25 protein-coding genes are annotated in these 25,685 nt (G+C 59.9%); 8 read left to right on the forward strand and 17 right to left on the reverse strand.

Annotated elements, in window-relative coordinates; genetic code table 11:
* Both AACY50_RS26460 and AACY50_RS26465 read right to left on the reverse strand, forming a co-directional pair.
* Positions 1–520: hypothetical protein (locus tag AACY50_RS26460; RefSeq protein WP_339539560.1), on the reverse strand; the 520-nt coding region annotated here is incomplete at its 3' end.
* Positions 521–854: 334 nt separating this feature from the next.
* Positions 855–1,064: a cold-shock protein gene (locus AACY50_RS26465; protein WP_095189383.1), complete on the reverse strand. Its 210-nt coding sequence runs from the start codon at positions 1,062–1,064 to the stop codon at positions 855–857.
* Positions 1,065–1,302: 238 nt separating this feature from the next.
* Between AACY50_RS26465 and plsB the strand changes: the two genes are divergently transcribed.
* The 3 genes from plsB to AACY50_RS26480 all read left to right on the forward strand — a co-directional run bounded on the left by plsB (position 1,303) and on the right by AACY50_RS26480 (position 5,036).
* Entirely contained in the window at positions 1,303–3,804 is a 2,502-nt protein-coding gene (gene plsB / locus AACY50_RS26470) for a glycerol-3-phosphate 1-O-acyltransferase PlsB (protein ID WP_339464329.1), read from the forward strand.
* Positions 3,805–3,920: 116 nt separating this feature from the next.
* Positions 3,921–4,319 carry a YbaY family lipoprotein gene (locus AACY50_RS26475; RefSeq protein WP_339464328.1) on the forward strand — a complete coding sequence of 133 codons (399 nt, stop codon included), beginning with the start codon at positions 3,921–3,923 and terminating at the stop codon, positions 4,317–4,319.
* A 27-nt stretch (positions 4,320–4,346) separates the two neighbouring features.
* Complete coding sequence (locus AACY50_RS26480; RefSeq protein ID WP_339539562.1) at positions 4,347–5,036, forward strand: DUF4197 domain-containing protein; 690 nt, start codon at positions 4,347–4,349, stop codon at positions 5,034–5,036.
* A gap of 575 nt (positions 5,037–5,611) precedes the next feature.
* Here AACY50_RS26480 and AACY50_RS26485 read toward each other — a convergent pair.
* Both AACY50_RS26485 and AACY50_RS26490 read right to left on the reverse strand, forming a co-directional pair.
* Positions 5,612–8,680: an efflux RND transporter permease subunit gene (locus AACY50_RS26485; protein WP_339494457.1), complete on the reverse strand. Its 3,069-nt coding sequence runs from the start codon at positions 8,678–8,680 to the stop codon at positions 5,612–5,614.
* A gap of 6 nt (positions 8,681–8,686) precedes the next feature.
* Positions 8,687–9,799 carry an efflux RND transporter periplasmic adaptor subunit gene (locus AACY50_RS26490; protein ID WP_339430526.1) on the reverse strand — a complete coding sequence of 371 codons (1,113 nt, stop codon included), beginning with the start codon at positions 9,797–9,799 and terminating at the stop codon, positions 8,687–8,689.
* Positions 9,800–9,893: 94 nt separating this feature from the next.
* On the opposite strand from AACY50_RS26490, the gene AACY50_RS26495 reads away from it, so the two are divergent.
* Positions 9,894–10,529, forward strand: a complete 636-nt coding sequence (locus AACY50_RS26495; RefSeq protein ID WP_339430525.1) for a TetR/AcrR family transcriptional regulator — start codon at positions 9,894–9,896, stop codon at positions 10,527–10,529.
* Positions 10,530–10,589: 60 nt separating this feature from the next.
* Here AACY50_RS26495 and AACY50_RS26500 read toward each other — a convergent pair whose 3' ends face one another.
* On the reverse strand, positions 10,590–11,372 hold the full coding sequence (locus AACY50_RS26500; RefSeq protein ID WP_445261505.1) for a class I SAM-dependent methyltransferase: 783 nt from the start codon (positions 11,370–11,372) through the stop codon (positions 10,590–10,592).
* Positions 11,373–11,465: 93 nt separating this feature from the next.
* On the opposite strand from AACY50_RS26500, the gene AACY50_RS26505 reads away from it, so the two are divergent.
* The gene (locus AACY50_RS26505; protein WP_339430524.1) at positions 11,466–12,086 is read left to right on the forward strand and encodes an energy transducer TonB; all 621 of its coding nucleotides are present in this window, start codon (positions 11,466–11,468) and stop codon (positions 12,084–12,086) included.
* A 3-nt stretch (positions 12,087–12,089) separates the two neighbouring features.
* Here the strand turns inward: AACY50_RS26505 and AACY50_RS26510 are convergent, their stop codons facing one another.
* The 7 genes from AACY50_RS26510 to ppc all read right to left on the reverse strand — a co-directional run bounded on the left by AACY50_RS26510 (position 12,090) and on the right by ppc (position 19,349).
* Positions 12,090–12,734 (reverse strand): extensin-like domain-containing protein, encoded by a 645-nt coding sequence (locus AACY50_RS26510; protein WP_339464427.1) that lies wholly within the window; start codon positions 12,732–12,734, stop codon positions 12,090–12,092.
* A 50-nt stretch (positions 12,735–12,784) separates the two neighbouring features.
* Positions 12,785–13,606: an isocitrate lyase/PEP mutase family protein gene (locus AACY50_RS26515; RefSeq protein ID WP_339539565.1), complete on the reverse strand. Its 822-nt coding sequence runs from the start codon at positions 13,604–13,606 to the stop codon at positions 12,785–12,787.
* 32 nt (positions 13,607–13,638) lie between these two features.
* Positions 13,639–14,499: a DUF72 domain-containing protein gene (locus AACY50_RS26520; protein ID WP_339539567.1), complete on the reverse strand. Its 861-nt coding sequence runs from the start codon at positions 14,497–14,499 to the stop codon at positions 13,639–13,641.
* Positions 14,499–14,807, reverse strand: a complete 309-nt coding sequence (locus tag AACY50_RS26525) for a hypothetical protein (RefSeq protein WP_339430521.1) — start codon at positions 14,805–14,807, stop codon at positions 14,499–14,501. The genes AACY50_RS26520 and AACY50_RS26525 overlap by 1 nt, the downstream gene beginning before the upstream one ends.
* 195 nt (positions 14,808–15,002) lie before the next feature.
* Positions 15,003–15,677, reverse strand: a complete 675-nt coding sequence (gene tsaB, locus AACY50_RS26530; protein WP_339430520.1) for a tRNA (adenosine(37)-N6)-threonylcarbamoyltransferase complex dimerization subunit type 1 TsaB — start codon at positions 15,675–15,677, stop codon at positions 15,003–15,005.
* A gap of 94 nt (positions 15,678–15,771) precedes the next feature.
* Positions 15,772–16,419 (reverse strand): adenylate kinase, encoded by a 648-nt coding sequence (gene adk, locus AACY50_RS26535; protein ID WP_339430519.1) that lies wholly within the window; start codon positions 16,417–16,419, stop codon positions 15,772–15,774.
* A gap of 299 nt (positions 16,420–16,718) precedes the next feature.
* Positions 16,719–19,349 carry a phosphoenolpyruvate carboxylase gene (ppc, locus tag AACY50_RS26540; RefSeq protein WP_339494466.1) on the reverse strand — a complete coding sequence of 877 codons (2,631 nt, stop codon included), beginning with the start codon at positions 19,347–19,349 and terminating at the stop codon, positions 16,719–16,721.
* Positions 19,350–19,562: 213 nt separating this feature from the next.
* Here ppc and AACY50_RS26545 point away from each other — a divergent pair, with 213 nt between their 5' ends.
* From AACY50_RS26545 to AACY50_RS26555, 3 genes are all read left to right on the forward strand, one after another.
* Positions 19,563–19,907, forward strand: coding sequence for a pilin assembly protein (locus AACY50_RS26545; RefSeq protein WP_339430517.1), 345 nt, complete (start codon positions 19,563–19,565; stop codon positions 19,905–19,907).
* 377 nt (positions 19,908–20,284) lie between these two features.
* Positions 20,285–20,689: a DUF4398 domain-containing protein gene (locus AACY50_RS26550; protein WP_221733969.1), complete on the forward strand. Its 405-nt coding sequence runs from the start codon at positions 20,285–20,287 to the stop codon at positions 20,687–20,689.
* Between the two features lie 55 nt (positions 20,690–20,744).
* Positions 20,745–21,533, forward strand: a complete 789-nt coding sequence (locus tag AACY50_RS26555) for an OmpA family protein (RefSeq protein WP_339430516.1) — start codon at positions 20,745–20,747, stop codon at positions 21,531–21,533.
* Positions 21,534–21,607: 74 nt separating this feature from the next.
* On the opposite strand, the gene AACY50_RS26560 is transcribed toward AACY50_RS26555, so the two are convergent.
* From AACY50_RS26560 to AACY50_RS26580, 5 genes are all read right to left on the reverse strand, one after another.
* A complete protein-coding gene (locus AACY50_RS26560) occupies positions 21,608–21,937 on the reverse strand; it encodes a hypothetical protein (protein ID WP_221733971.1) in 330 nt (109 codons plus the stop codon).
* The gene (locus AACY50_RS26565) at positions 21,934–22,839 is read right to left on the reverse strand and encodes an alpha/beta hydrolase (protein ID WP_339539571.1); all 906 of its coding nucleotides are present in this window, start codon (positions 22,837–22,839) and stop codon (positions 21,934–21,936) included. Before AACY50_RS26565 ends, AACY50_RS26560 begins: the two co-directional genes overlap by 4 nt.
* 89 nt (positions 22,840–22,928) lie before the next feature.
* Positions 22,929–24,179 (reverse strand): flavohemoglobin expression-modulating QEGLA motif protein, encoded by a 1,251-nt coding sequence (locus AACY50_RS26570; RefSeq protein ID WP_339430759.1) that lies wholly within the window; start codon positions 24,177–24,179, stop codon positions 22,929–22,931.
* A 60-nt stretch (positions 24,180–24,239) separates the two neighbouring features.
* Positions 24,240–24,794 carry a hypothetical protein gene (locus AACY50_RS26575; protein WP_339539573.1) on the reverse strand — a complete coding sequence of 185 codons (555 nt, stop codon included), beginning with the start codon at positions 24,792–24,794 and terminating at the stop codon, positions 24,240–24,242.
* Between the two features lie 76 nt (positions 24,795–24,870).
* Complete coding sequence (locus AACY50_RS26580; protein WP_221733987.1) at positions 24,871–25,584, reverse strand: TetR/AcrR family transcriptional regulator; 714 nt, start codon at positions 25,582–25,584, stop codon at positions 24,871–24,873.
* Positions 25,585–25,685: the final 101 nt, after the last annotated feature.

Below are 25,685 nucleotides of genomic sequence, written 5' to 3' on the forward strand. Positions count from 1 at the left end.
CGGTCTGGATTGGCGCATCACGCAACGCCACACCGGTCAGGCGCACACCGACAGTATCCTTTGGCGCCAGGCTCGGATAACTGACCTGTACGTTGGCTTCGGTGCCGAGCGTATCGGCATTCAACTCTCCCGTCGGGGCTTCGACCACCTTGAACACACTCTGGCCCTGCGCGCTGACCACGCGGATGCTCAGTGGGGACGAGGTAATCAGATTTCCGACACCGCCGACCTTGTAGGTGTAAGTCAGGTTGACCGTACGCCCCTTGTTTTCGCTGATCCAGGCTTTGGGCAACTTGAAGGTTCGCGTGCCCACGGTGGACACGGTCTGGATTGGCGCATCACGCAACGCCACACCGGTCAGGCGCACACCGACGGTGTCCCTAGGCGCCTGACTCGGATAATTCACCTGAACAGTGGCCTCTGTGCCGAGGGTATCGACATTCAACTCGCCTCCCGGCGCGTCGACCACTTTGAATATCGCGGGCTGCGCCGCCGAAATACCTGATTCTTGTTGTGGCAATGCCAGACCTGTCATTGCGCGAGCGAGCGGTTCCGGAGAAGCATTTTCGGAGGTCGTCTGACCTGAGCACCCGAAAAGCCCCAAGACCAGCAAAATCGAAATACCTTTCCACATGACCGCTTTCCTCTCGCGTAGGTAGAGCCGCGAAAATACTGGCTCCAAGGCACGTTTTCGCGAAAGTAGCCGTGAGAACAAAAGCTGTCTACTGTCAGATCTGACAGGGTGTTTATTCATACAGCGCAGCGTTGGATGAGATTCTACACCCAAAAAAAGATCGCAGCCTGCAGCAGCTTTTGTAGTAGCTGCAGAAGGCTGCGATCTTTTGACCCTGGATTTACAGGCCTACAACATCCTCAGCCTGCAAACCCTTGTCACCTGTCACCACCGCATACTCGACCTGCTGGCCTTCGGTCAGCGACCGATGCCCTTCGCCGCGAATCGCGCGGTAGTGCACGAACACGTCCACCCCGTCTTCGCGCTGAATGAAGCCGTAGCCCTTGGCGTCGTTGAACCACTTCACGTTTCCGGTTTCACGTGTTGCCATCTGTTCATACTCCTTTTTTATTATTGAACAGGCTTTTCGCAGGAAAGCCTTTGAGGAACGTCAGCCTGCGTCCGACGTCCATAAAAGGGCCCCGGCGACAGACCGCCGAGTATATGACAGGAGCGAAAAGTCTCAACAGGAGATTACTTCGCCGCTTTTTTGCCGATTTTCGATGAATCCGGCAAACTGTCGACCGCCCGAGCAAACGCTCGGTTTTATTCACTCACGCAGAAGCCGTATGACCCGTTCCCCGTTCCGCCGTCTTGTGTTTGGCACCTTGCGCCGACTGTTGTACCTCTGGGTTCGCTCCGAGACGATCAATCAGTCGTCGTTCACCCTCAACCTCGACCGCAGTCGTCCGGTGTTCTACGTCCTGCAAAACCCATCGCTCACCGACCTGGCAGTGGTCGATACCGAGTGCACCAAGGCCGGCCTGCCTCGCCCGGTGCTGCCGGTGTCGATCGGTTCGTTGATCGAACCGGCGGCGTTCTTTTACCTGACGCCAGACCCGGACTGGCTCGGCCGTCAGGACAAACGCGGCGCGCCGCCGACCCTGACCCGCCTGGTCAGCGCCCTCACCCAGAACGCCGCCGAAGATGCGCAAATCATCCCGGTCAGCGTGTTCTGGGGGCAGTCGCCGGACAGCGAGTCGAGCCCGTGGAAATTGTTGTTCGCCGACAGTTGGGCGGTCACCGGACGTCTGCGCCGGCTGCTGAGCATCATCGTGCTGGGGCGTAAAACCCGTGTGCAATTCTCTGCGCCGATCCACTTGCGCGAGCTGATCGAACACAACAAGGGCCACGAGCGCACCGTACGCATGGCCCAGCGCATCCTGCGCGTGCACTTTCGCAACCTCAAAGCGGCGGTGATCGGCCCGGACATTTCCCACCGCCGCAACCTCGTCAAAGGCCTGCTCAATCAGCCGCTGGTCAAGCAAGCGATCCTTGATGAGGCCGAGCGCGAAAACATCTCCCCGGAAAAAGCCAAGGCCCAAGCCCTGCGCTACGGCAACGAGATCGCCTCGGACTACACCTACACCGCGATCCGCTTCCTCGAAGTGGTGCTGAGCTGGTTCTGGAACAAGATCTACGACGGCATCAAGGTCAACCACATCGAAGGCGTGCAGAAGGTCGCCCAGGGTCACGAAGTGATCTACGTGCCGTGCCACCGCAGCCACATCGACTACCTGCTGCTTTCGTATCTGCTGTTCCGCAACGGCCTGACCCCGCCGCACATCGCCGCCGGGATCAACCTCAACATGCCGGTGATCGGCAGCCTGCTGCGCCGTGGCGGTGCGTTCTTCATGCGCCGCACGTTCAAGGGCAATCCGCTGTACACCTCGGTGTTCAACGAATACCTGCACACCCTGTTCACCAAAGGCTTCCCGGTCGAGTACTTCGTCGAAGGCGGCCGCTCGCGCACCGGGCGCATGCTGCAACCGAAAACCGGGATGCTCGCGATTACGATGCGCAGCTTCCTGCGCTCCTCGCGCATGCCGATCGTGTTTGTGCCGGTGTACATCGGTTATGAACGCGTGCTGGAGGGCCGCACCTACCTGGGCGAACTGCGGGGTGCGAGCAAGAAGAAAGAGTCGATCTTCGACATCTTCAAAGTCATCGGCGCGCTCAAGCAACGTTTCGGTCAGGTGGCCGTCAACTTCGGCGAACCGATCAAACTGGCGCAATTCCTCGATGCCGAGCAACCGGGCTGGCGCCAACAGGAACTTGCCCCGCAGTACAAACCCGCGTGGCTCAACGCGACCACCCATCGCCTCGGTGAGAAAGTCGCCCAGCACCTCAACGAAGCGGCAGCGATCAACCCGGTCAACCTGGTGGCACTGGCGCTTCTGTCGACCAGCCGCCTGGCACTGGACGATCGGGCCATGGCGCGCGTGCTGGATCTGTATCTGGCCCTGCTGCGCAAAGTCCCGTACTCGCCACACACCACCCTGCCGGAAGGTGATGGCCGTGCGCTGATCGAGCATGTGAAGGACATGGACCTGCTGTCCGAGCAAAGCGATGCGCTGGGCAAGATTCTCTATCTGGACGAGCAGAACGCCGTCCTGATGACCTACTACCGCAACAACGTGCTGCACATCTTTGCCCTGCCGGCGCTGCTGGCGAGTTTCTTCCAGAGCACCTCGCGCATGAGCCGCGAACAGATCCTGCGCTACACCCGCGCGCTGTATCCGTACTTGCAGTCGGAGCTGTTCATCCGCTGGAGCCTGGACGAGCTCGATGCAGTGGTCGATCAGTGGCTGGAAGCATTTGTCGAGCAAGGTCTGCTGCGTTTCGAGAAAGACGTCTACCTGCGTCCGGCGCCAAGTTCGCGGCATTTCGTATTGCTGACGCTGCTGTCGAAGAGCATTGCGCAGACCCTGCAACGTTTCTACATGACCGTGTCGCTGCTGCTCAACGCCGGCCAGAACGCCGTCAGCGCCGAAGAACTGGAAGACCTCTGCACGGTCATGGCTCAGCGCCTGTCGATCCTGCATGGCCTCAACGCCCCGGAGTTTTTCGACAAGAGCCTGTTCCGCCACTTCATCCAGACCCTGCTCGACCTCGACGTGCTGCGCCGCGACGAAGCGGGCAAATTGAGCTACCACGAACTGCTCGGCGAACTGGCCGAAGGTGCGGCCAAACGCGTGTTGCCGGCGGACATTCGTTTGTCGATCCGTCAGGTGGCGCTGCATCGCAGTGAAGATGCGGCCGACCAAGTCGCCACACCGCCCGAGACCTGATGAAAACCCTGTGGAAGCGGGCTTGCTCGCGAAAGCGGTTCAACATTCAACATCGCTGCTGAGTGTCACACCGCCTTCGCGAGCAAGCCCGCTCCCACAATGAAAGGAGATTTGCCATGAAAAAACTGACCATTCTCGCTGCCGCTGCCCTGCTCAGCGCCTGCCAATCGACCACTCCCGCCGGCAAGGTCAGCCTCGACGGCGAAGTGTTCTACCTGCAACGCATCGCCCTGCCACCGAGCGCAACGCTGAGCGTGAGCCTGCAAGACGTTTCACTGGCCGACGCCCCAGCCGTTGTACTCGATGAACAGAAAGGCCCGGTCAAAGGGCAGGTGCCGCTGCCGTTCCACTTGAGCTACGATCCGGGGCAGGTCAAACCCGGCCACCGTTACTCGGTCAGCGCACGCATTGAAGTGAACGGCGAACTGATGTTCATCACCACCGAAAACCATGCCGTGCAACTGGACGGCAACGATCCGCAGCCGCTGAAAATCCGCGTTGACGCCGCGCGTTAATTCATTTTCTGAAACAAGGAAGCCGCCATGCTCCGTCCCACCTTTCGCTTCGCCGGCCTGTGCGCAGGCCTGATGATCTGCGCCAGCGCCATGGCCCTGTCACTCAGCGACCTGTCACAAAACGACGCCACCGGCGGCCTCAAGGACGCCTTGACCCAAGGCGCACAACTGGCCGTCAAACAATTAGGTACCCCGGGCGGTTTCAGCAACAACCCGGACGTGAAAATCGAACTGCCGGGTAAACTCGGCAAAGTCGCCGGAAAGATGAAAGCCTTCGGCATGGGCGCCCAGGTCGAAGAACTGGAAACCGCGATGAACAAAGCCGCGGAAAGCGCCGTGACCCAGGCCCAGCCGATCCTCGTCGACGCCGTGAAAAAAATGAGCGTGGCCGACGCCAAAGGCATCCTCAGCGGCGGCAACGACTCGGCCACACAGTACCTGGACAAATCCAGCCGCGAACAGATCCGTGCCAAGTTCCTGCCAATCGTCAAACAAGCCACCGACAAGGTCGGCGTGGCGCAGAAATACAACACCTTCGCCGGCCAGGCCGCGACCTTCGGCGTCGTCGACGCCAAGAGCGCCAACGTCGAAAACTACGTCACCGAGCAAGCACTTAACGGCCTGTTCGAGATGATCGGTAAACAGGAAGAAACCATCCGCAAAAACCCCGCCGCTGCTGCAACAAGTCTGGCGAAGAAGGTGTTTGGGACGCTGTAAGGTTCTGAACACCAAAAAGCCCGCTGAACGTCATACGTTCAGCGGGCTTTTTTGCAGGCGTCAGGTTTGCGGATCGACTTCGAGAAGTGCCAGCAGGCTGTCTCACACAATGGCATCGAGTGTCATCCGGTCGCAATCGGTCGGCTGTCAGGCCGCCATCGCTGGCAAACCCACACCGAAAAGCAAAAACACCACACACTAGCCCCGCGTCGCCCTTCACCACTCAACAGGATGAGCGTTAGCTCGGCTGCAGCTCTTGACGTACCGGCCCCTTCGGCAGGCTTCGTTTCGGGATTCATCCGGGGGTAGGCGCGCAGCGCCGTTCGACGAAGTCGAACACATCGAAAGGAGGTGCAGCGCAGCAAACCGGAGGCGATGCCCCCGGATGAAACCCGCAACGAAGGCACCCCGAGCCCCAGCGAGCGGGCCGTACGCCGGGGCCCAGCGTTTTGGTTCCTTTTGGGCGTTTGCAAAAGGGACTCGCTGTAAAAGCGAAACCGCCAGAGCCAGCACCCGAAGCAACGGATATTCACCAAGAACACCCACAGCATGGTCGGCCCAAAGGCCGCCAAGCCTCAAGCCTCCCGACGCACTCGGAACCAAGCCGCATACAACGCCGGCAAAAACAACAACGTCAGAGCCGTCGCCACAATCAACCCCCCCATGATCGCCACCGCCATCGGCCCAAAAAACACACTGCGCGACAACGGAATCATCGCCAGAACCGCCGCCAGAGCCGTCAACACAATCGGCCGAAAGCGCCGCACGGTAGCCTCGATAATCGCCTGCCAAGGCCTGAGCCCCGAGGCAATATCCTGCTCGATCTGATCCACCAGAATCACCGAGTTGCGCATGATCATCCCCGACAGCGCAATCGTCCCCAACATCGCCACAAATCCGAACGGCTGCCGAAACACCATCAAAAACAGCACCACCCCGATCAACCCCAACGGCGCCGTCAAAAACACCATCGCCGTGCGCGAAAAACTGCGCAGCTGCACCATCAGCAACGTCAGCACAACGACAATGAACATCGGCACCCCGGCGTTCACCGACTTCTGCCCCCGCTGCGAATCCTCCACCGTCCCACCGACATCCAGCAGATAACCGTCCGGCAACTCGGCACGAATCGAATCCAGCGTCGGCAGGATCTGTTTCACCAACGTCGCCGGTTGCTCCTTGTCATAAATGTCCGCGCGCACCGTCACGTTCGGCAGGCGGTTACGGTGCCAGATGATGCCTTCCTCAAAGCCGTATTCCAGCGTGGCCACTTGCGACAACGCGACGCTGCGGCCGTTGTCAGTCGGCACTGCCAGGCTCGGCAACAGCGACAGCTCAGTGCGCTCATGCACCGTGCCGCGCAGCAGAATCTCGATCAACTCGTTGTCTTCGCGATATTGGCTGACACTCGACCCGGTCAACGAACTCTGGAGGAATTTGGCCAGACTGGCCGTGCTCACCCCAAGTGCCCGAGCGCGATCCTGATCGATGTTCAGGTAGATCACTTTGCTCGGTTCTTCCCAGTCCAGATGCACATTGACCACATGGGGATTCTCGCGCACCTTGGCCGCCACCTTGCGGGCAAGCGCACGAACTTCTTCGATGTGCTCACCCGTGACGCGAAACTGCACCGGATAGCCCACGGGCGGGCCATTTTCCAGACGTGTCACCCGCGAACGCAGCGCCGGAAACTGTTCGTTAAGCGTATCGATCAACCAGGTTCGCAGCGCTTCACGCTCTTCGATATTTTTGGCCAACACCACAAACTGGGCGAAGCTCGCCGCAGGCAGTTGCTGGTCCAGCGGCAAATAGAAACGCGGCGAACCGGTGCCGACATAGGCCACATAGTTATCGATGCCGGCATGCTCCTTGAGTATCGCTTCAAGCCGCTTGACCTCACCGGTGGTATTGGCCAACGAAGCGCCCTCGGCGAGTTTCAGATCGACCATCAATTCCAGTCGATTTGAGGCCGGGAAGAACTGCTGCGGCACGAAGCGGAACAACATCACCGACGCGATAAACAGCCCCAACGTCAGCACGATCACGGTTTTACGATGGACCACACACCACTCCACCAGACGTCGAACGCGCTGATAGAACGGTGTGCCATAAGGGTCCGACTGACCGTCCCCGGCGCCGTGTTTGGCGGCATGAATTTTCGCCAGGTCCGGCAGCAGTTTTTCACCCAGATACGGCACGAACACCACCGCTGCCACCCACGAAGCAAGCAGCGCGATGGTCACCACCTGGAAAATAGAGCGGGTGTACTCACCGGTGCCGGACTGCGCCGTGGCAATCGGCAGAAAGCCTGCGGCGGTAATCAGCGTTCCGGTGAGCATGGGGAACGCGGTGCTGGTCCAGGCGTAGCTTGCGGCCTTGATCCGGTCGAAGCCCTGTTCCATTTTGATCGCCATCATCTCCACGGCAATGATCGCGTCGTCCACCAGCAAGCCCAGCGCCAGAACCAGCGCACCGAGGGAGATTTTGTGCAGGCCGATACCCAGGTAATACATGCAGGCAAAGGTCATCGCCAAGACCAGCGGAATGGTCAGCGCCACGACCATGCCGGTGCGCACGCCCAAGGAGAAGAAGCTCACCAGCAACACAATCGCCAGCGCCTCGACCAACACCTGGACAAACTCGCCAACCCCGGTTTTCACTGCTGCCGGTTGGTCAGACACCTTGCGCAGTTGCATACCGGCCGGGAGGTTTTTCTGGATACGCGAGAACTCGCCTTCCAGCGCCTTGCCCAGTACCAGAATGTCACCGCCGCCCTTCATCGCCACCGCCAGGCCGATCGCATCTTCGCCCATGAAGCGCATGCGCGGCGCCGGCGGATCGTTGAATCCACGCCGCACGTCGGCGACATCGCAGATACGGAACGTGCGATCACCGACCCGGATGGGGAAGTTCCTGATCTCATCGACCGTCTGAAAATTCCCCGAAACCCTTAGCTGCAAGCGCTCGGTAGGCGTCTCAAAGAAACCCGCCGTGGACACCGCATTCTGTTCCTCCAGCGCCTGTTGCACCGCCGCCAGCGGTAAACCGAGGGTGGCGAGTTTGACGTTCGACAGCTCGACCCAGATTTTCTCGTCCTGCAAACCGAGCAAATCGACCTTGCCGACATCCTTTACCCGTTGCAGCTGGATCTGGATGCGATCGGCGTAATCCTTGAGCACGGCGTAGTCGAAACCGTCGCCGGTCAGCGCGTAGATATTGCCGAAGGTCGTGCCAAATTCATCGTTGAAAAACGGCCCCTGAATGCCCGGCGGCAGCGTCTGGCGGATGTCGCTGATTTTCTTGCGTACCTGATACCAGAGATCGGGAATCTCCACCGAATGCATCGAGTCGCGCGCAATGAAGGTGACTTGAGACTCACCAGGACGAGAGAACGAAACAATGCGCTCGTACTCACCGGTTTCCATCAGTTTCTTTTCGATGCGTTCAGTGACCTGCCGTGAGACTTCCTGCGCGGTCGCCCCTGGCCAACGGGTTTGAATCACCATGGCCTTGAAGGTGAACGGCGGGTCTTCACTTTGGCCGAGTTTGGTGTAGGACAACGCACCGACGATGGCCAGCAAAAGCATCAGGAACAGTACGATCTGGCGATTACGCAGCGCCCATTCGGAAAGGTTGAAGCGCATCGGGACTTACTCCTTGTCCGCCAGATTGACCACACGGTTAGAACGATCCACGGGGCGCACCTGCTGCCCTTCGAGGAGCACATGCACGCCGGCAGCCACGACCCAGTCGCTGGCATTGAGGCCTTCGAGCACCGGCACGGTTTTTTCACCGAATGGGCCGACTCGCACGGGGGTCTTCTTCAAGGTGTTGTTGGCGCTGACGACCCAGACGTAGGTCGCACCGTTCTCGGCCGTCAGTGCCGAAAGCGGCACCGATAGCGACGCGGTATTGGCTGATTGCACGAACACACGCGCACTCTGGCCGAGTTCGGCCGGGACTTTGCCACTGGTGAAAGAGATACGGGCAGCGAAGGTGCGGGATTTGGGATCGGCGGATGGCGACAGCTCACGAATCTGCCCGGCGAAGCGCTGGTTCTGCTGCGTCCAGAGCTCTACGGTAACCGGCTGACCGACCTTGAACCTGCCAAAACTCTGTTCCGGCAGGCTGATCAGCACTTCACGCTCACCATCGGCGGCGAGTGTAAACACCGTCTGCCCTGCAGCGACCACCTGCCCCACTTCCACCGAGCGCTTGGCAACCACACCGTCCTGGGGCGCACGCAACACGGCGTAACTGGCCTGATTGGTCGAAACGTTGAATTGGGCTTTGATCTGTTTGAGGCGGGCTTCGCCGGAGCGATAAAGGTTTTCGGCGTTGTCGTAGGCCGAGCGGCTGACCATCTGCCGATCCATCAGCGTCTTGTAGCGGTCACGTTCGGCGCGCACCAGAGTGAGATTGGCCTCAGCGGCAGAGACTTGGGCGCGAGTCGCTTCCAGTTGCAGGCGTACGTCCTGGGGATCAAGTTCGGCGAGCGGCTGATCGGCCTTCACGCGCTGACCTTCCTCGACCAGTCGTCGGCTGACTTTTCCACCGATGCGGAACGCCAGATCAGGTTCGTAACGGGCGCGCACTTCGCCCGGATAGCTTTCCATCTTCTGCGCCGAAGGCTCTGGCTGCACCACCATCGCCGGTCGCACGGTAACGGGCGCTGCCTCTTCCTGGCCACATGCGGACAGTAAAAAAACCAGGCTGACTGGCAACGCAAATGGCCACGTGAGGTGCAGTGCATGGCGGGACATGGTGACGGACCTTTCGCTAATGGTGCTTGGAATAATTATACTGGCCGGTATGTTATTAATAGCAAACTCACCAGTCCAGTAATAAAAGCGAAGAATGTCGAACAATCTTGCAGTTCCAAACGGCCCGGGCCGCCCCAAGGATCTGGCCAAACGTCAGGCGATTCTCGATGCGGCGAAAATTCTGTTTCTGAGTCATGGCTATGCCAACACCAGCATGGACGCGGTGGCCGCCGAGGCCGGCGTGTCGAAGCTGACGGTCTACAGCCATTTCACCGATAAGGAGACACTGTTCTCCGCCGCCGTGGTGGCCAAATGCGAGGAACAATTACCGCCGTTGTTCTTCGAATTGCCGGACGGCATTGCCGTGGAAAATGTGTTGCTGAACATTGCCCGGGGCTTTCATCACCTGATCAACAGCGATGAATCGGTGAATCTGCATCGCCTGATCATGGCACTGGGCGCGCAGGATCCAAAACTGTCGCAGATTTTCTTTGAGGCCGGCACCGAGCGCATGGTGCAAGGGATGGAGCGGCTGCTGACGCAGATCCACGAAAGCGGCGCGCTGAACATCGACCTGCCGCGTAACGCGGCTGAGCATTTCTTTTGCCTGATCAAGGGCGCGGGCAATTTTCGCTTGTTGTATGGCTGTGGGGAGCCGTTGACTGACGAGGCGGCGCAGAGCCATGTGCAGGAAGTCGTGGGATTGTTTATGCGGGCGTATCGGCCCTGAGTTTTGCGCTGTATTGGCCGGCCCCATCGCTAGCAGGCTAGCGATGGCAGCGACGCGGTCTTAAGCCTTGAGCGCCTTCTTCGGGTAAATGTCATACCGGCTGGACTTGCCATCCAGCGCATGACTCGGCTTCGGCCCGTCGATGCACGGCGCCTTGCGCGGCCGCTTGACCACCACCCGGTGCGTGGCCAGTGCCAACGCCGCTTCAAGCAACGCCGGTGCATCCGGATCATCGCCAACCAGCGGCCGGAACAGGCGCATTTCCTTCTTCACCAACGCGGTTTTCTCCCGATGCGGGAACATCGGATCAAGGTAGATCACTTGCGGTGGCTCGCCCTCCCAGTGGCGCATGACCTCGATGGAGTTGCCCTTGAGCAACTTCATCCGCGCCACAATCGGCGCCACGTCGAAATCTTCCGCCGCGCGCGCCAGGCCATCCTCCAGCAACGCACCGATCAGCGGCTGGCGCTCGATCAGGCTCATCTCGCAGCCCAGACTCGCCAGCACGAACGCATCCTTGCCCAGCCCTGCTGTGGCATCCAACACCCGCGGGCGCACACCTTGGGCAATGCCGACAGCCTTGGCGATCATCTGCCCGCTGCCACCGCCGTATAAACGACGATGCGCCGCACCGCCCTCGACAAAGTCCACGCGCACCGGCCCCGGCGCATCCGGCCCCAGTTGCTGGAGTTGCAAACCCTGCTCGCCGACCTGCAAGGCAAACTCGCCATCAGCCACTTGCAACGGCAGGCCCAGACGCTTGGCCCACTGCTCGGCCTGCGCTTCAAACATCGGGCCAAGGGCCTGGACATGGATGCGGCAGGCCGCGGGTTGCTCAATCATGGAAAACACGCTCAAAAAAGTTAAGGATCGGCAGAAACCGCCGATAACCCAATCAACGCGCATTTTGCCAGAGCTGAGCGTCAACCGAAAAAAATGTCAGGCATTCTTCCCACATCGATTGGCTACATCTCGCCCCATGGCGATTTCAGCCGTCAAAATACTCAAGCACTGAGCGGCGTCAGTCACCTGTGGCAGGATTTCTTTGCCCAGGCCCTGGCCGAACAGACGAGTGAAGTGGTGCCCGCTTGCGGCACGTTTCCACCGGTTGACCTGAACAGCCCTGAAGAGCCGACCCTGGGCAGCGAACTGCACGCGCATATCGTCAGCCAGCGTGAATGCGAAGTCGTTGAAACCGAAGTGCGTCCGCCGGAGCCGCTGTTCCTGCCAATCGCCGAGTTCGAAATGGAACTGGCCGACAAGCCATTCCCACCGTTCCCGCCGGAAGAAATCAAAGCTCAGCAAGAGCAGCAGGATTTCGACAGCAGTTGGGTTCGCCCGATCGTGATCAACAATGGTCAGCCAATTCCGGAGCCAGGCGCTGCGCCGCACAAGCGTCCACTGTACTTGCCGATTGCCGAGTTCGATCTGGACTTGCTGGACAAGCCATTCCCGCCGTTCTCGCCGCAAGAAATCGCCGAACAGCAAAAGGCGCTGGACTTCGATAACGGCTGGGCACGCCCGATCGTTTTGCAGAACCTGCGCATCGCCGCCTAAGCCTCAGCGACACACGCTCCAGCGCCCGATATCGACATGAAAATGATTGCGATGCGCCGCGTTGTAATCCGGGCTCAACACCACACTGAATGCCTTGCACGCGCCATCACGCACCTGACGCAGAAACTGTGCGTCCTGATTCTGCTTGGGCCAATCCTTTAGCACGCTGACACGGCGACCGCTCGCCAGACGAAAACCGGCGATATCCAGCGCATCGGCACTGGCATGCCGGCTGAGCGCGCCGCTCTCGCGGTTGTAGAGATTGCGGCAGGCGAAACTGCCGAGGTGATCCAGGCGTGCGACGTTCTCGCCGTAAACGGCCTGCGCGGCGGGTTGCAGGGTGTGTCGCTCGAACATCGCGTAAGCCACCGCCAACGGGCAACTGGCGAGGAAGCTGCTGCTCAGGGCCACCTCTGCACCCTGAACGCGCAAGGCGCCAATCAGCGGGCACTTGGCGTCGGGGCTGTCCGCTTGCGTCGTCACGCGCAACGCCGAGCTGGCCAGTGCTTGCGCACACAGCTCTGGGTCACCGCGCAAGCGCATCAGCTTGTAACCGGTCAGCCAATTGGGCGCGGCCTTTACATCCAGCGGCGCCCACGGGTTCCACTCAGGCGGCACTGGCAGCCAACCACGCCAGACACTGACCATGGCGCCGATAATGACCAGCAGCACAGCCCATGGAATCCATCGCACCCTGTTCAGCCTTTGAAAAACTGATTGGCCTTGGCGTAAGGCATCGACTGCGACGTAAAACCGAATGTGCCCGATTGCTGGATTTCTTCAGCCGCACGGAAGAATTCGCCGAACGCGGCCAGAGCCAATGCCGAACCGGTACTGATCCGCCGCACACCGATGTCTTCCAGTTGCTGCACCGTCATCTTCAGCCCGCCGGACATCAGGACGTTGACCGGTTTGGGGGCCACCGCACGCACCACCGCCAGCACTTCGTCAGCATTGCGCAAGCCGGGCGCATACAGCACGTCGGCGCCTGCCTCGGCAAAAGCCTGCAAGCGGCGGACGGTGTCATTGATATCGGGATTGCCGTGCAGATAGTTTTCCGCACGGGCCGTCAGGATGAAGGGAAACGGCAACGTGCGTACGGTAGCGACGGCGGCTTCGACGCGCGCCACGGCGTGTTCCAAGCAATAGATCGGGGCGTCTTCACGGCCGGTGGCGTCTTCGATTGAGGCGCCTACCGCGCCCGCTTCGGCTGCGCGCAATACGCTTTGGGCGCATTCGACCGGGTCATCGGCGAAACCGTTTTCCAGATCCACCGCTACCGGCAAATCGGTGGCTGCGACAATCGCGCGGACATTCGCCAACGTCTCATCGAGACTCAAAGCACCATCGGCTTTGCCCTGGGAAAATGCGTAACCGGCGCTGGTCGTCGCCAGTGCCTGATAGCCAAGGCTGGCGAGCATCTTCGCTGAACCGGCGTCCCACGGATTGGGAATAACGAAAATCCCCGGGCGTTCATGCAGGGCTTTGAAGGCGTGGGCTTTGCGGGTTTGCGCGTCCATTGGCAGCTCCGGGGCAGATGAATAAACCCGCCTCAGAGCAGGCCAAGTTGCTCCGCGGCGGGCTCTCTGTATAGCTCAGGCAGCGATGCCAAGCCAGGCAAACGTTGCATCAGTTGTGCATGAAAACGTTGCGCCAACTTCGCCGCCAGCAAGTTGTCGGCGGTGTGCAGGAAGATGTATGGCGTGCGGCCTTCTTCGATCCACTCGGCGATTTTCGCCACCCACGGCACCAGGAACGCATCGTTGGCCTCAAGCTCGGGATGACCAATAAAGCGCACTTGCGGGAACTGCGTGAACGCCGCTGGACGCGTCGGTACACGCGGCTTTTTCGATTGAGCGTGAATCACCGAAGACTCGGTCGACAGGCAACTGAACAGCGCTCGCGGGTCGAGACAGATACGCTCAACCCCACGATCGAGCAGCAGCCGATTGAGCAGGCGCTCGCTCTCGCCCTTGGCGAAGAACTGCTCATGCCGCACCTCAACCGCCAGCGGGCAGTCCAGCGCATCGATAAACGCCGCCAACTCCGGCAACCGATGCGGCGTGAAGCTTTTCGACAATTGCAGCCACAGCGGCGAGACACGCTCGCCGAGGGGTTTGAGTAACTGCTGGAAGGTTTGGGCAGCGGTCAGTTGCTCGCGCAGGTCACCGCTGTGGCTAATGTCGCCGGGGAACTTGGCAGTGAAGCGAAAGTGTTCAGGCATGACGTCGGCCCAACGCTGCACAGTGGCCGGCGAAGGACTGGCGTAGAAGGTCGTGTTGCCTTCCACGGCGTTGAACACTTGGCAATAGAGGCTGAGGAAGTCAGAGGTTTTGGCGTCTTCCGGATACAGATACTCGCGCCAGGCGTTTTCGCTCCAGGACGGGCAACCGAGGTAGTAAGGCAGAGCCATCAGATGTAAAGGTCGAGGCCCAGCACGTCCGCATCCCAATCGACAAAACCGGCAGTGCTCAGGTAGCTGGCCAAGGCCATGGCTACGCTTTTCTTCATCGCACGGTGGTAGATCATGTCTTGCTGACGGGCAGGCAGATTGCTCAAGCGTTGCGCAGAGGCTTTGGCAGCACGGGCGGCCAGTTGCTCTTCGGTGGGGAATTCCAACTCGCCGTCGATATCGTCGACGGTTTCTTCCTGCGCCACATTGCCTTTGCGAGGCTTGCGCTTGATGGGGTAGGACTGAGAGGAAACGCCGTCTATACGCATAAATTCATGCTCGGTATCAATGATGGCAATTTAGCGGCACTTGACCGACTTAGCAAACTGCCGAGTGATAACTAGAACACATAAAGCGCAAAAGGTTTAAAACGTGGGGTTAGAAACTGACGATTGGCAGACTTCAGGCAGAGCACTATTCACTGTGGGAGCAAGCTTGCTCGCTCCCACAGGTTTTTGGGTGAATCAGCGGGCCTTGGGGGTAGCCACTTTATCGCGCAGGTAAACCGGCTGCGCATCATCGGCCGGAATCGTTTCGCCGCGCTCCCAAGCAAAGCGTGCCAAGGTCAACAGGTCTTCGGCGTGGGGCAGCATGCCCGCGTCTGAACCGCTCAGGTTCACTGCGATACGCTCACCATAGCCCCAGCCAGTGCCGGCACCGAACCATTCGCCACTGCCATCGACCGGCAGCGCCGCGACTTCCGGCGGCAGCACTGCTTCGGCGCCGACCAGACGCATCTCCCCCGCCGTCTCGCGATAGCAGCCCCAATACACTTCGTCCATGCGCGCATCGATCGCCGCTGCAACCTGGCTCACACCCTGCTCGCGAAACGCACGTTGCGCCAACACGGCCAGGTTGGACACCGGCAGCACCGGACGATCCAGCGCGAACGCCAAGCCCTGCACCACACCGATGGCAATCCGCACACCGGTAAACGCACCCGGCCCACGACCGAAGGCAATAGCATCCACCGCTTGCAACGTGGTACCGGCATCGGCCAGCAATTGCTGGATCATCGGCAGCAGCTTTTGCGCGTGCAGGCGCGGAATCACCTCGTAATGGCTCGTGACCTTGCCGTCATGCAGCAAGGCAACGGAGCAAGCTTCAGTCGCGGTGTCCAGGGCCAGCAAGGTGCTCATCGATGTATCCAAAACAGGGGTGGGGAAAAAGTGCGTCAGTATAAACAACTACGGCCCGCAAGCGGGCCGTGGATGATGCAGCTAATCAGCTTTTTCAGCTCAGCGCTTCAAGCACCTTGGCGGTGATTGCTTCTACCGAACCAACGCCCGGGATGTGGCTGCACTTCGGCTTGCCGTTGGCAGCCGACAGCTTCTGGTAGAAGTCCACCAGCGGCTTGGTCTGCGAATGGTAGACCGACAGGCGATGACGCACGGTTTCTTCGGTGTCGTCCTTGCGCTGTACCAGCTCTTCGCCGGTGATGTCGTCTTTGCCTGCGATTTTCGGCGGGTTGTAGACGATGTGATACACCCGGCCGCTGGCTTCGTGAACACGACGGCCAGCGATACGCTGAACGATTTCTTCGTCTTCAACGGCGATTTCAACCACGGCGTCCAACTCGACGCCAGCAGTCACCAGTGCTTCGGCCTGCGGAATGGTGCGCGGGAAGCCGTCGAACAGGAAGCCGTTGGCGCAGTCAGGTTGCGCGATACGATCCTGAACCAGTGCGATGATCAGATCATCCGACACCAGGCCGCCGGCATCCATGATGCTTTTGGCTTGAACGCCCAGTGGAGTGCCGGCCTTGACCGCTGCACGCAGCATGTCACCGGTGGAGATTTGCGGAATGCCGAATTTTTCGGTGATGAACTTAGCCTGAGTACCTTTACCGGCCCCGGGAGCTCCCAGCAGAATGACGCGCATTAGATGTGCTCCTCAATTTTTTATAAAAAGCTTTTACAAAACAAAGGACTCGCCGCATGGGACGATTCCTGAAAAATACGGGTCGTGGCCGCAGAAACGGCCAAAGGCTGATCAAGATACACAGCAGGCTGCGCCCACACAAGACGCCAAAAGTCGGAGAAACCCGCGCCTGCCGCGACCTCGCGACGCGGTGACCCAAGTCGCAACCCCGTCACTTACTGTCGCCTGGCGGCACTTTCCTCAGCGTGCGAAGCGGCACCCGGCGTTGACTCCGGGCACCGCATGCCACGGCAAAAACCTTAGCCGGTATTACGCAAACCGGCGGCAATGCCCGCCACAGACACCAGTAACGCCTGTTCCACCGGGCTGCCCTGCTCGACATGCTGCTGTCGCGAACGTGCCAGCAATTCGGCTTGTAATAGATGCAGCGGGTCGAGATAGGTGTTGCGCAGACGGATGAATTCAAGGGTGTCCGGACTGTGTGCCAGCAACTGCGACTGACCGGTCAACCCAAGTACCACCGAGCATGCCTGCGACAATAGGTCGCGTAAGTGCGCACCCAACGGCAGCAATTCCGGCTCGACCAGACGCTCGTCGTAGGACAGCGCAATATCGGCGTCAGCCTTGGCCAGGACCATTTCCAGCATGTCGATACGCGTGCGGAAGAACGGCCATTGCTCACGCATCTGCCCCAGCAACTCGCCCTCGCCGCGTTCCAGCGCCTTGCTCAGCGCCGATTCCCAGCCGAGCCAGGCCGGCAGCATCAAGCGCGTTTGCGTCCAGCCGAAGATCCACGGGATCGCCCGCAGGCTTTCAATCCCGCCAGCACGGCGCTTGGCAGGCCGGCTGCCGAGCGGCAACCGGCCCAATTCCTGCTCCGGCGTGGACTGACGGAAATACTCGACGAACTGCGGATTCTCACGCACGACTTTGCGATAAGCGCTGACGCCGTCGGCCGCCAGTTCATCCATCAGATGGCGCCATTGAGGCGTTGGCGGCGGCGGTGGCAGCAACGTGGCTTCGAGCACAGCGGCGAGATACAGATTGAGGTTTTGTTCGGCAATGTCCGGCAGGCCAAATTTGAAACGAATCATTTCGCCCTGCTCGGTGGTGCGGAAACGCCCCGCGACCGATCCCGGTGGCTGCGACAGAATCGCCGCGTGCGCCGGGCCACCGCCACGTCCCACGGTGCCGCCACGACCATGGAACAACAGCAGTTCGACTTGCTGCTCGCGGCAAATGTCCACCAGCCGCTCCTGCGCGCGGTATTGCGCCCAGGCCGCTGCCGTCGTGCCGGCGTCCTTGGCCGAGTCGGAGTAACCGATCATGACTTCCTGCGGGCCTTGCAGCCGCGCGCGATAGCCCGGCAGCAGCAACAGACGCTCCATCACCGGCCCGGCGTTATCGAGGTCAGCCAGGGTTTCGAACAGCGGCACGACGCGCATTGGCCGCAACACGCCGGACTCTTTGAGCAGCAATTGCACGGCGAGCACATCGGAAGCCGCGCCGGCCATCGAGATCACGTAGGATCCCAGCGAGGCGCCCGGCGCGGCGGCAATTTCCTTGCAAGTGGCGAGCACTTCCGCAGTGTCGGCGGACGGTTTGAAATGCGCCGGCAGCAACGGCCGACGATTGCTCAGCTCGCGGGTCAGGAAGGTGATGCGCTGCTCTTCGTCCCAGTCTTCGTAACGACCGAGCCCAAGATAGTCGGTGATTTCAGTCATGGCCGAACTGTGCCGCGACGAATCCTGACGCACATCCAGGCGCACCAGAAACAGGCCAAAGGTCACGGCCCGGCGCAGGCAATCGAGCAGCGGCCCGTCGGCAATCACGCCCATGCCGCACTCATGCAGCGAGTTGAAGCACAGTTCCAATGGATCAAGCAGATCGCGGTTGTTGTGCAGCACATCGGCAGGCGCCGGTGTCGCCGCCGTCAGCGACGCATGCGCCCAGTTGCGGGTGGCACGCAGGCGTTCGCGCAATTGCTTGAGCACCGCACGATACGGCTCGGCGCTGTCGCCGGCCTTGGCTTTCAGCGCGTCGCTGGCCTGCTGCATCGACAACTCGGCCGCCAGGTGATCGACATCGCGCAGGTACAAATCCGCCGCCATCCAGCGCGCCAGCAGCAACACTTCGCGAGTCACCGCTGCCGTGACGTTGGGGTTGCCGTCGCGGTCGCCGCCCATCCAGGACGCGAATCGAATCGGTGCGGCTTCAAGCGGCAACCGCAGGCCGGTAGCCGCGTGCAGCGCCTGATCAGCCTTGCGCATGTGGTTGGGAACTGCCTGCCACAGCGAGTGCTCGATCACGGCAAAGCCCCACTTGGCTTCGTCGACCGGTGTCGGGCGCGTGCGGCGGATTTCTTCGGTGTGCCAGGCTTCAGCGATCAGCCGTTGCAGGGTGTTCTGGATCTGCTCGCGTTCGGCCGTGGTCAGGTCACGGTGATCCTGAGCGGCGAGTTGCGCGGCAATCGCGTCGTATTTCTGGATCAGCGTGCGGCGGGCGACCTCGGTCGGGTGTGCGGTCAGCACCAATTCGATTTCCAGCCTCGCCAGTTGCCGGGCCAGCGATTCGGCGCTGTGGCCTTCGTTGCGCAGGCGCGCAAGCAATTCGGGCAAGACACGGGATTCGAACGGCGCAGGCTGCGACTCTTCACGGCGATGAATCAACTGATACTGCTCGGCGATGTTCGCCAGGTTCAGGAACTGGTTGAACGCCCGCGCCACGGGAAGCAATTCGTCTTCGCTCAATTGATTGAGGCTGGCACTGAGTTCAGCGTCCGTGGAGCCTCCCCGGTCGGCCTTGGCACCCTTGCGGATCTGCTCGATCTTGTCGAGAAAATCCTCGCCATACTGGTCTCGAATGGTATTGCCCAACAGCTCTCCGAGCAGGTGAACATCCTCGCGCAAGCGTGCATCAATATCAGTCATCAGCAGTTCTCCAGCAGTAATCCGGACGGCTTAGAAACAAGTGCATGACCTAGAGAGTGCCGCTCTGCGCCGCTTCTTACAAGCAGGCGACGAAGGGACTTTAAACCTTGTGGCCGAAAGCTAGTCTCAACACTGAGCCGCACAACGGCTTGCCGCCGGCCCCGCCGGACACTCCCCCTGGCCTGCTTTGATCAGGTGCGACAAGAGGTCATTATGAAAATCCGTGAACTCGCCCAGCATTGGGAAGAAAACGCCAAAGGTCGTATGACCGACACGGGCTACACGATTCATCTGGACGTCGAGGCCGCCGCGCGCCTGGCGGCAATTGCCGAGATGTACCCCAAACGCCACCCCGAAGAACTGCTTGGCGAACTGCTTGGCGCTGCGCTTGAGGAGTTCGAAGCGAGCCTGCCCTATGTGAAAGGCTCAACCGTGGTCGCGACTGACGAGGAAGGTGATCCACTGTACGAAGACGTCGGGCCGACCCCGCGCTTTCTCGCCCTCTCGCGCAGGCATTTGCAGGACTTGTCGTCGGCTGGGAACAAGCAAAAACACTGATCGGACATAGATCTGGACGCACGCGGGCTTGCTCGCGAACGTGCTCTGGCAGTCGGTATTTCTGTCGACTGACTCGAGGCTTTCGCGAGCAAGCCCGCTCCCACATTGACCGAATCTCTCCCTTTGGCAGGGTGTGTTTTCGGGCTGCAAAAACTCCCGCGCGTACCACTCAAAATCGCCAAAGTTCCCGCTTTATAGCCCTGTCCATTCGGTCAGATTTCTTTTTGGCGATAGGCCATCTTTTCTGAACTTTTGAAAAACGCCTCCGGTCGGAACCTGTAACCACGCCTGGAACGAGCGTTTCAAAAACGCGCTGCCACATGACGCTTGCGGCTCCTCGACCAGGATGGATTTTCGGTTTTATCAGGAGTTAAACAATGGAGTTGAAGACCATGAAGACCCAAACCTCGTTCTCTCACTTGCGCGGTCTGAAACTGGCTGCTCTGGCCATCGGCACCAGCTTCGTGCTGGCCGGTTGCGCAGGCAATCCACCGAGCGAGCAATACGCCGTGACTCAATCGGCCGTGAACAGCGCGGTCAGCGCCGGTGGTACTGAGTTCGCTGCTGTGGAGATGAAGCAAGCGCAGGACAAACTCAAACAAGCCGAAATCGCCATGCACGATAAGAAGTATGACGAAGCCCGCGTCCTCGCCGAACAAGCCGAGTGGGATGCCCGTGTCGCCGAACGCAAGGCACAAGCCATGAAAGCCGAGCGAGCGGTGAAGGATTCCCAGAAAGGTATTCAGGAACTGCGTCAGGAAAGTCAGCGCACCGTGCAATAAGCGCGCATCCGGACTGCAAAGCTGAAACTCTTATCGATAGAAAGGACGAAAAATTATGCGTAAGCAATTGATGATTCCCGCTCTCCTGGCCGCAAGCGTTGCCTTGGCTGCCTGCTCTACCCCGCCTAACCCGAACCTGGAACAGGCGCGCACCAACTACGCCGGCCTGCAAGCCAACCCGCAAGCGAGCAAAGTGGCAGCGCTGGAAACCAAAGATGCCAGCGATTATCTGGACAAGGCCGACAAGGCCTACATGGACAAGCAAGACGCGGCCAAGGTTGACCAACTGGCCTACCTGACCAACCAGCGCGTGGAAGTGGCCAAGCAGACCATCGCCCTGCGTACCGCTGAGAACAATCTGAAGAACGCCGCAGCCCAACGTGCCCAGGCGCGTCTGGATGCTCGTGACCAGCAGATCAAACAGCTGCAGCAAAGCCTGAACGCCAAGCAGACTGATCGCGGTACGCTGGTGACTTTCGGTGACGTGCTTTTTGCCACCAACAAGGCTGACCTGAAATCCAGCGGTCTGGTGAACATCAACAAACTGGCGCAGTTCCTCCAGCAAAACCCTGATCGCAAAGTGATCGTCGAGGGTTACACCGACAGCACTGGCGCCGCGTCGTACAACCAGTCGCTGTCCGAGCGTCGTGCGACGTCGGTACAGGTCGCGCTGATCAAAATGGGCGTAGATCCTGCGCGCATCGTGGTTCAGGGCTACGGCCAGGAATATCCGGTTGCCGATAACGGCAGCGTGTCGGGCCGTGCGATGAACCGTCGTGTGGAAGTGACCATTTCCAACGACAACCAGCCAGTGATGCCACGTTCGGCGGTCAGCTCGAACTAAGCTGTAAGCAGTAACGCAAAAGCCCCGACTGAGTGATCAGGCGGGGCTTTTTAGTGGGCTTTGGGTAGGGGCGGTTATTGCTCGAGTTTTTGCGGCGTTTCCTGCCCCATGCAACGCACCGCTTTCTTCTGGCCGTTGATCAGCACACCGGTCAAACCTTTCTGCTCGGTATCGAACAGCACCAGTACCCCGTCAATGCACTGCGCCACTTGCGCTGCCGGGTCCAGCGAGACTTTGTAGTCCTCGCCCGGCACGGTTTTGAGCATGGTGAATTCGTTGAGCAGCAACGCATCCTCGGGTTTGGCGAAGTGCAGGTAGCCGTAGTACCACAGGGCACCCACGGTGCCGAGGATGCTGCAGATACCGGTGATGATCAGCGGGATAGCGTTGCGTTCTTCACTCATTGCGGGCTCTCGTTTTCAGAATTCGGGGGTGGCGGGTAATTGGGGATTTCGCCGAGACGGCGCAGGCCGTTGAAATGCTCGGGATCGTCTAGATAGCGCAGCATCACCTGACGCCACACCGGATCGCCGAACGTCTGCACATGGCCGCCACGGGTCAACTGCAGAACGCGCGGCGGCGGCGCAGCTTGATACAGACGGATGCCATTGGAAAGCGGCACCAGCGGATCGTCGATGCTGTGGAACATCAGTTTCGGCACGCCGTTGAGTTGCGGCATCGAGTAGATCGCACTGTCGCCGTCCGGCACCAGCCACGACAGCGGCACTTGGAACGGCCAGGTCAGCCACGAGGTACTGAGCGCATATTGGCCGACGCTTCGATAGCTGGCGGGCACACCGTCGAGCACCAGTGCCTTGAGCTGTTTCTGCCGCTGCGGATGCTGTACCAGCCAATGCACGGCCATCGAACCACCGAGGCTTTGACCGAGCAGGACCAGCGGCTTGCCTTGGACCTCTGGCGCCTTGTCCAGCCAGGCGAACGCCGCGTCGATGTCCTGATAGATCGCCGGCAGGCTCGGTTCGCCCTCGGACAGGCCGTAGCCGCGATAGTCGACCAGCAATACCTGATAGCCGTTTTTCGGCAACCACCAACTCCCGCCCAAGTGCATCGGCAGATTGCCGCCGTTGCCGTGTAAGTGCAGCACCGTGCCTTTGACGTCTACGCCGGGCTTGGCCGGCAGCCACCAGGCATTGAGCTTGAGGCCATCAGCCGTCACCAGCGTGACGGTGCCGTATTGGAGTTTGGCTTTTTCCGGGGTGAAGACCTGACCGGGTTCCGGGTAGAACAACAGCGAACTGCAACCGCCGAGGGTCAGGAGCAGGCAAAAGATGCCGAGGATTCTCATCCGGTGAAACCTCGCGAAAATTCGGGTTGGTACACGATTGAAAACTGTAGGCGTGAGCCTGCTCACTCCTACAAGGGTTTTGTGTTGGTTCAAAGGATGTTGGAGTAATCCGCTTCGATCCGGTCCAGGCTCAAATGGTTGAGGAAGTTGGAGAAGCACATCCACGCCGACAACGCGTTCAAGTCGCGGAACTGGTCCGGCAAATACTTGGGCGGCACTACCAGCCCTTCATCGACCAATTGGCGCATCGTGCGCATGTCCTCCAGCGTGGTCTTGCCGCAGAACAGCAACGGAATCTGCTCAAGCTTGCCCTTACGCACGGCCAACTGAATGTAGTTGTAAACCATGATAAAGCCCTTGAGGTAGGACAAGTCTTTGGTGAATGGCAGACCAGTCGGTGTCGAACCCCGGAAAACCCGACTGGCGTTGCCGTAGCTTTCGGCCATTTCAAAGCCCTGCTCGCGGAAGAACTCGAACACCTGCAAGAAGTCCGCGCCCTCCTCGACCATGTGGATGGCGCGGGTGCGGTTGGTCAGTTTGCGCAAACGACTCGGGTAGGAGGCGAAGGTGATGATTTCCATCAGGATCGCCAGGCCTTCCTGGGTCACCGTCGATGAGGGCGGCCCCTTGGACAGGAAGGTGCAGATCGGTTGGTTCAAACCGTTGAGCGTGGTGCCGACGTGCACCAGGCCTTCGTGAACCTCCAGCGCACGTACGTCGCGGTCGTTAAACATCGCATCGGTACGGATCTTGATGTAGTCGGCCCCCGCCGCCGCGTCGGCCACGATGCCGTCGGACTCGAATACGCGAATGGTTTCCTCGGCCTCGCCGAAGACTTTATTCAGACGGGTTTGCAGCAGGTGCACGGCGTCCTTGGCGGTGAGGATTTTAGGTTCGTCCTTCAGGTCGCCACGGCCATCGATGTTGTTCAAATAGTCGGACATCATCAGGCCGAGGTCGGCCAGGGTCGGGTCGCCGGCGTGGAAGGCATCCGAGGCGGCGCCGTAAAGTTCCTGCGAGATCAGACCGAAATCCTCGGTGCCGCGCGCTTCGAGCATGCGCACCACCATGCGGTATTCCTTGCACATGCGGCGCATGATCTGCCCGACCGGGTTGAACTGGCCGAGCTGGCGGGTGATGTCGCGCTCGATGTTCTGGAATTCCAGTTTGACCTTGCTCGAATCGAAGGTCAGCGGCCGATTGAGGTAGTAGTCGCGATCCACCGCTGGCATTTCCTTGCCCTTGGCCTTGAGGAAGCCCTTGCGCACGTTCTCGTCCCACTTGACCGCATCGAGCACGCGAATCGGCGTCTGCGCCAGCACAATGCGATCGGACAACATGCGTATCGTCTGCTGGTAATCGTCCACCCGAAACTCCTGTAGAAAACGTGACGTACTGAATTATTTGCCCGCGCGCTGGCGCTGATAGCGCACAGCCTCGACGAACACATCGGAATTGGCCGGATCGTCGAGGTAAGCAAAGACCTTGTCGAGTGGGCTATCGACTTGCGCGCCGTCGCCATCGTCGGTCTGGAAGGCCTGTCCGTCGAGGGCTTTTTCTTTGATCGCTTGGTTGATCTGCTCGAGATCGAGGCTGTAGACCACCAGTTCGTGTTTGTCGGTGAGTTCGAACCCGGCGATGGTGTAGTGGCCGCCGAACCGCTCCGGTACTTTCGCTGACAGATACCAGCGATTGCCATGACGGGACACCGTGAAAGGATAGGCTTCGCGCTCACGGGGCTTGGCTTTCAACCAAGTGACGGCCTGATAACGGTTGCTGCCGACGCGCGTCAGCACAAGGCTCATCGGCTCGCCCCAGGCATTGGTGCTCGACCATTTGCCGAGCAAGCCCTTGGGCGCCGGGTCACTGCTGGCCAGAGGCGCCTTGAAAGTCACCAGACAGCCACTGAGCAACAGCAACGACAAGGCGATCAGCACACCACGCCAGGCTTTCATTCAATACTCCCTATGAACAATCACGGCCCTGAAGATCGCCACACTCCCCCGTGGGAATTATGATTGCCTCAGAGGGTTACACCGACGCCAGCACCAAATGCATATACCGCGTCAGTATGTCGAGCATCTCCTGCTCGGCCAAAGGCTCGGCTTCGTTGAGCAGGCCCTGATATTCCATCCGTCCGATAATCGCCGTCAACACCTTGGCATCCTGCTGCGGTTCCCGCGAGCCCAGGACCTGAAACAACTGGCAGGTACCCTGCAGCAAAATCTGCTGATGGGATCGCACCAGGATGGCCAGGCGCGGGTTCAGCAACGCTTCCTGACGGAACGCCTGCTCGGCCATCAAATGCTCGCGACGGTTGACCAGTTGCCGATGGACATAATCGGTCATCAGCCGCGCAATATTGTCGGCCAGTTGCGAACGCGACTCCGGGCTGCCATCGCCACTGACGACCATCTCACGCAGCAGACCTTCGTTGTTAACCCACAATTTGGCCATATAGGCCGCGCTGCGTTCGACGTATTGGGCGAAGGTATCGGTGAGCAGGTCATCGATGTCCTTGAAGTAATACGTGGTGGCCGACAGCGGCACACCGGCCTCGGCTGCTACCGCACGGTGGCGCACGGCACGCACGCCATCACGCACGACAATGCGCATCGCCGCGTCGAGAATGACCTGTCGACGCTGTTCACTGCCCTGTCGGCTGGCCTTGCGGCCCTGGTACTGAACACTTTCAGCGACCGCAGTGGCGATACCCGCTGCACCTTCTTGAGCGATTGCAACCATCACGACAGCACTTCCTCTGCTATTTCAAAAGTAACCAATTGATACATTTGTACCAGACGGGCAATAAAAAGCCGCCTGTTTTAGGCGGCTTTTTAACTGAA

Source organism: Pseudomonas sp. RA_15y_Pfl2_54 (assembly GCF_963971015.1).
In the GTDB taxonomy this organism is placed as follows: Bacteria; Pseudomonadota; Gammaproteobacteria; order Pseudomonadales; family Pseudomonadaceae; genus Aquipseudomonas; species Aquipseudomonas baetica_A.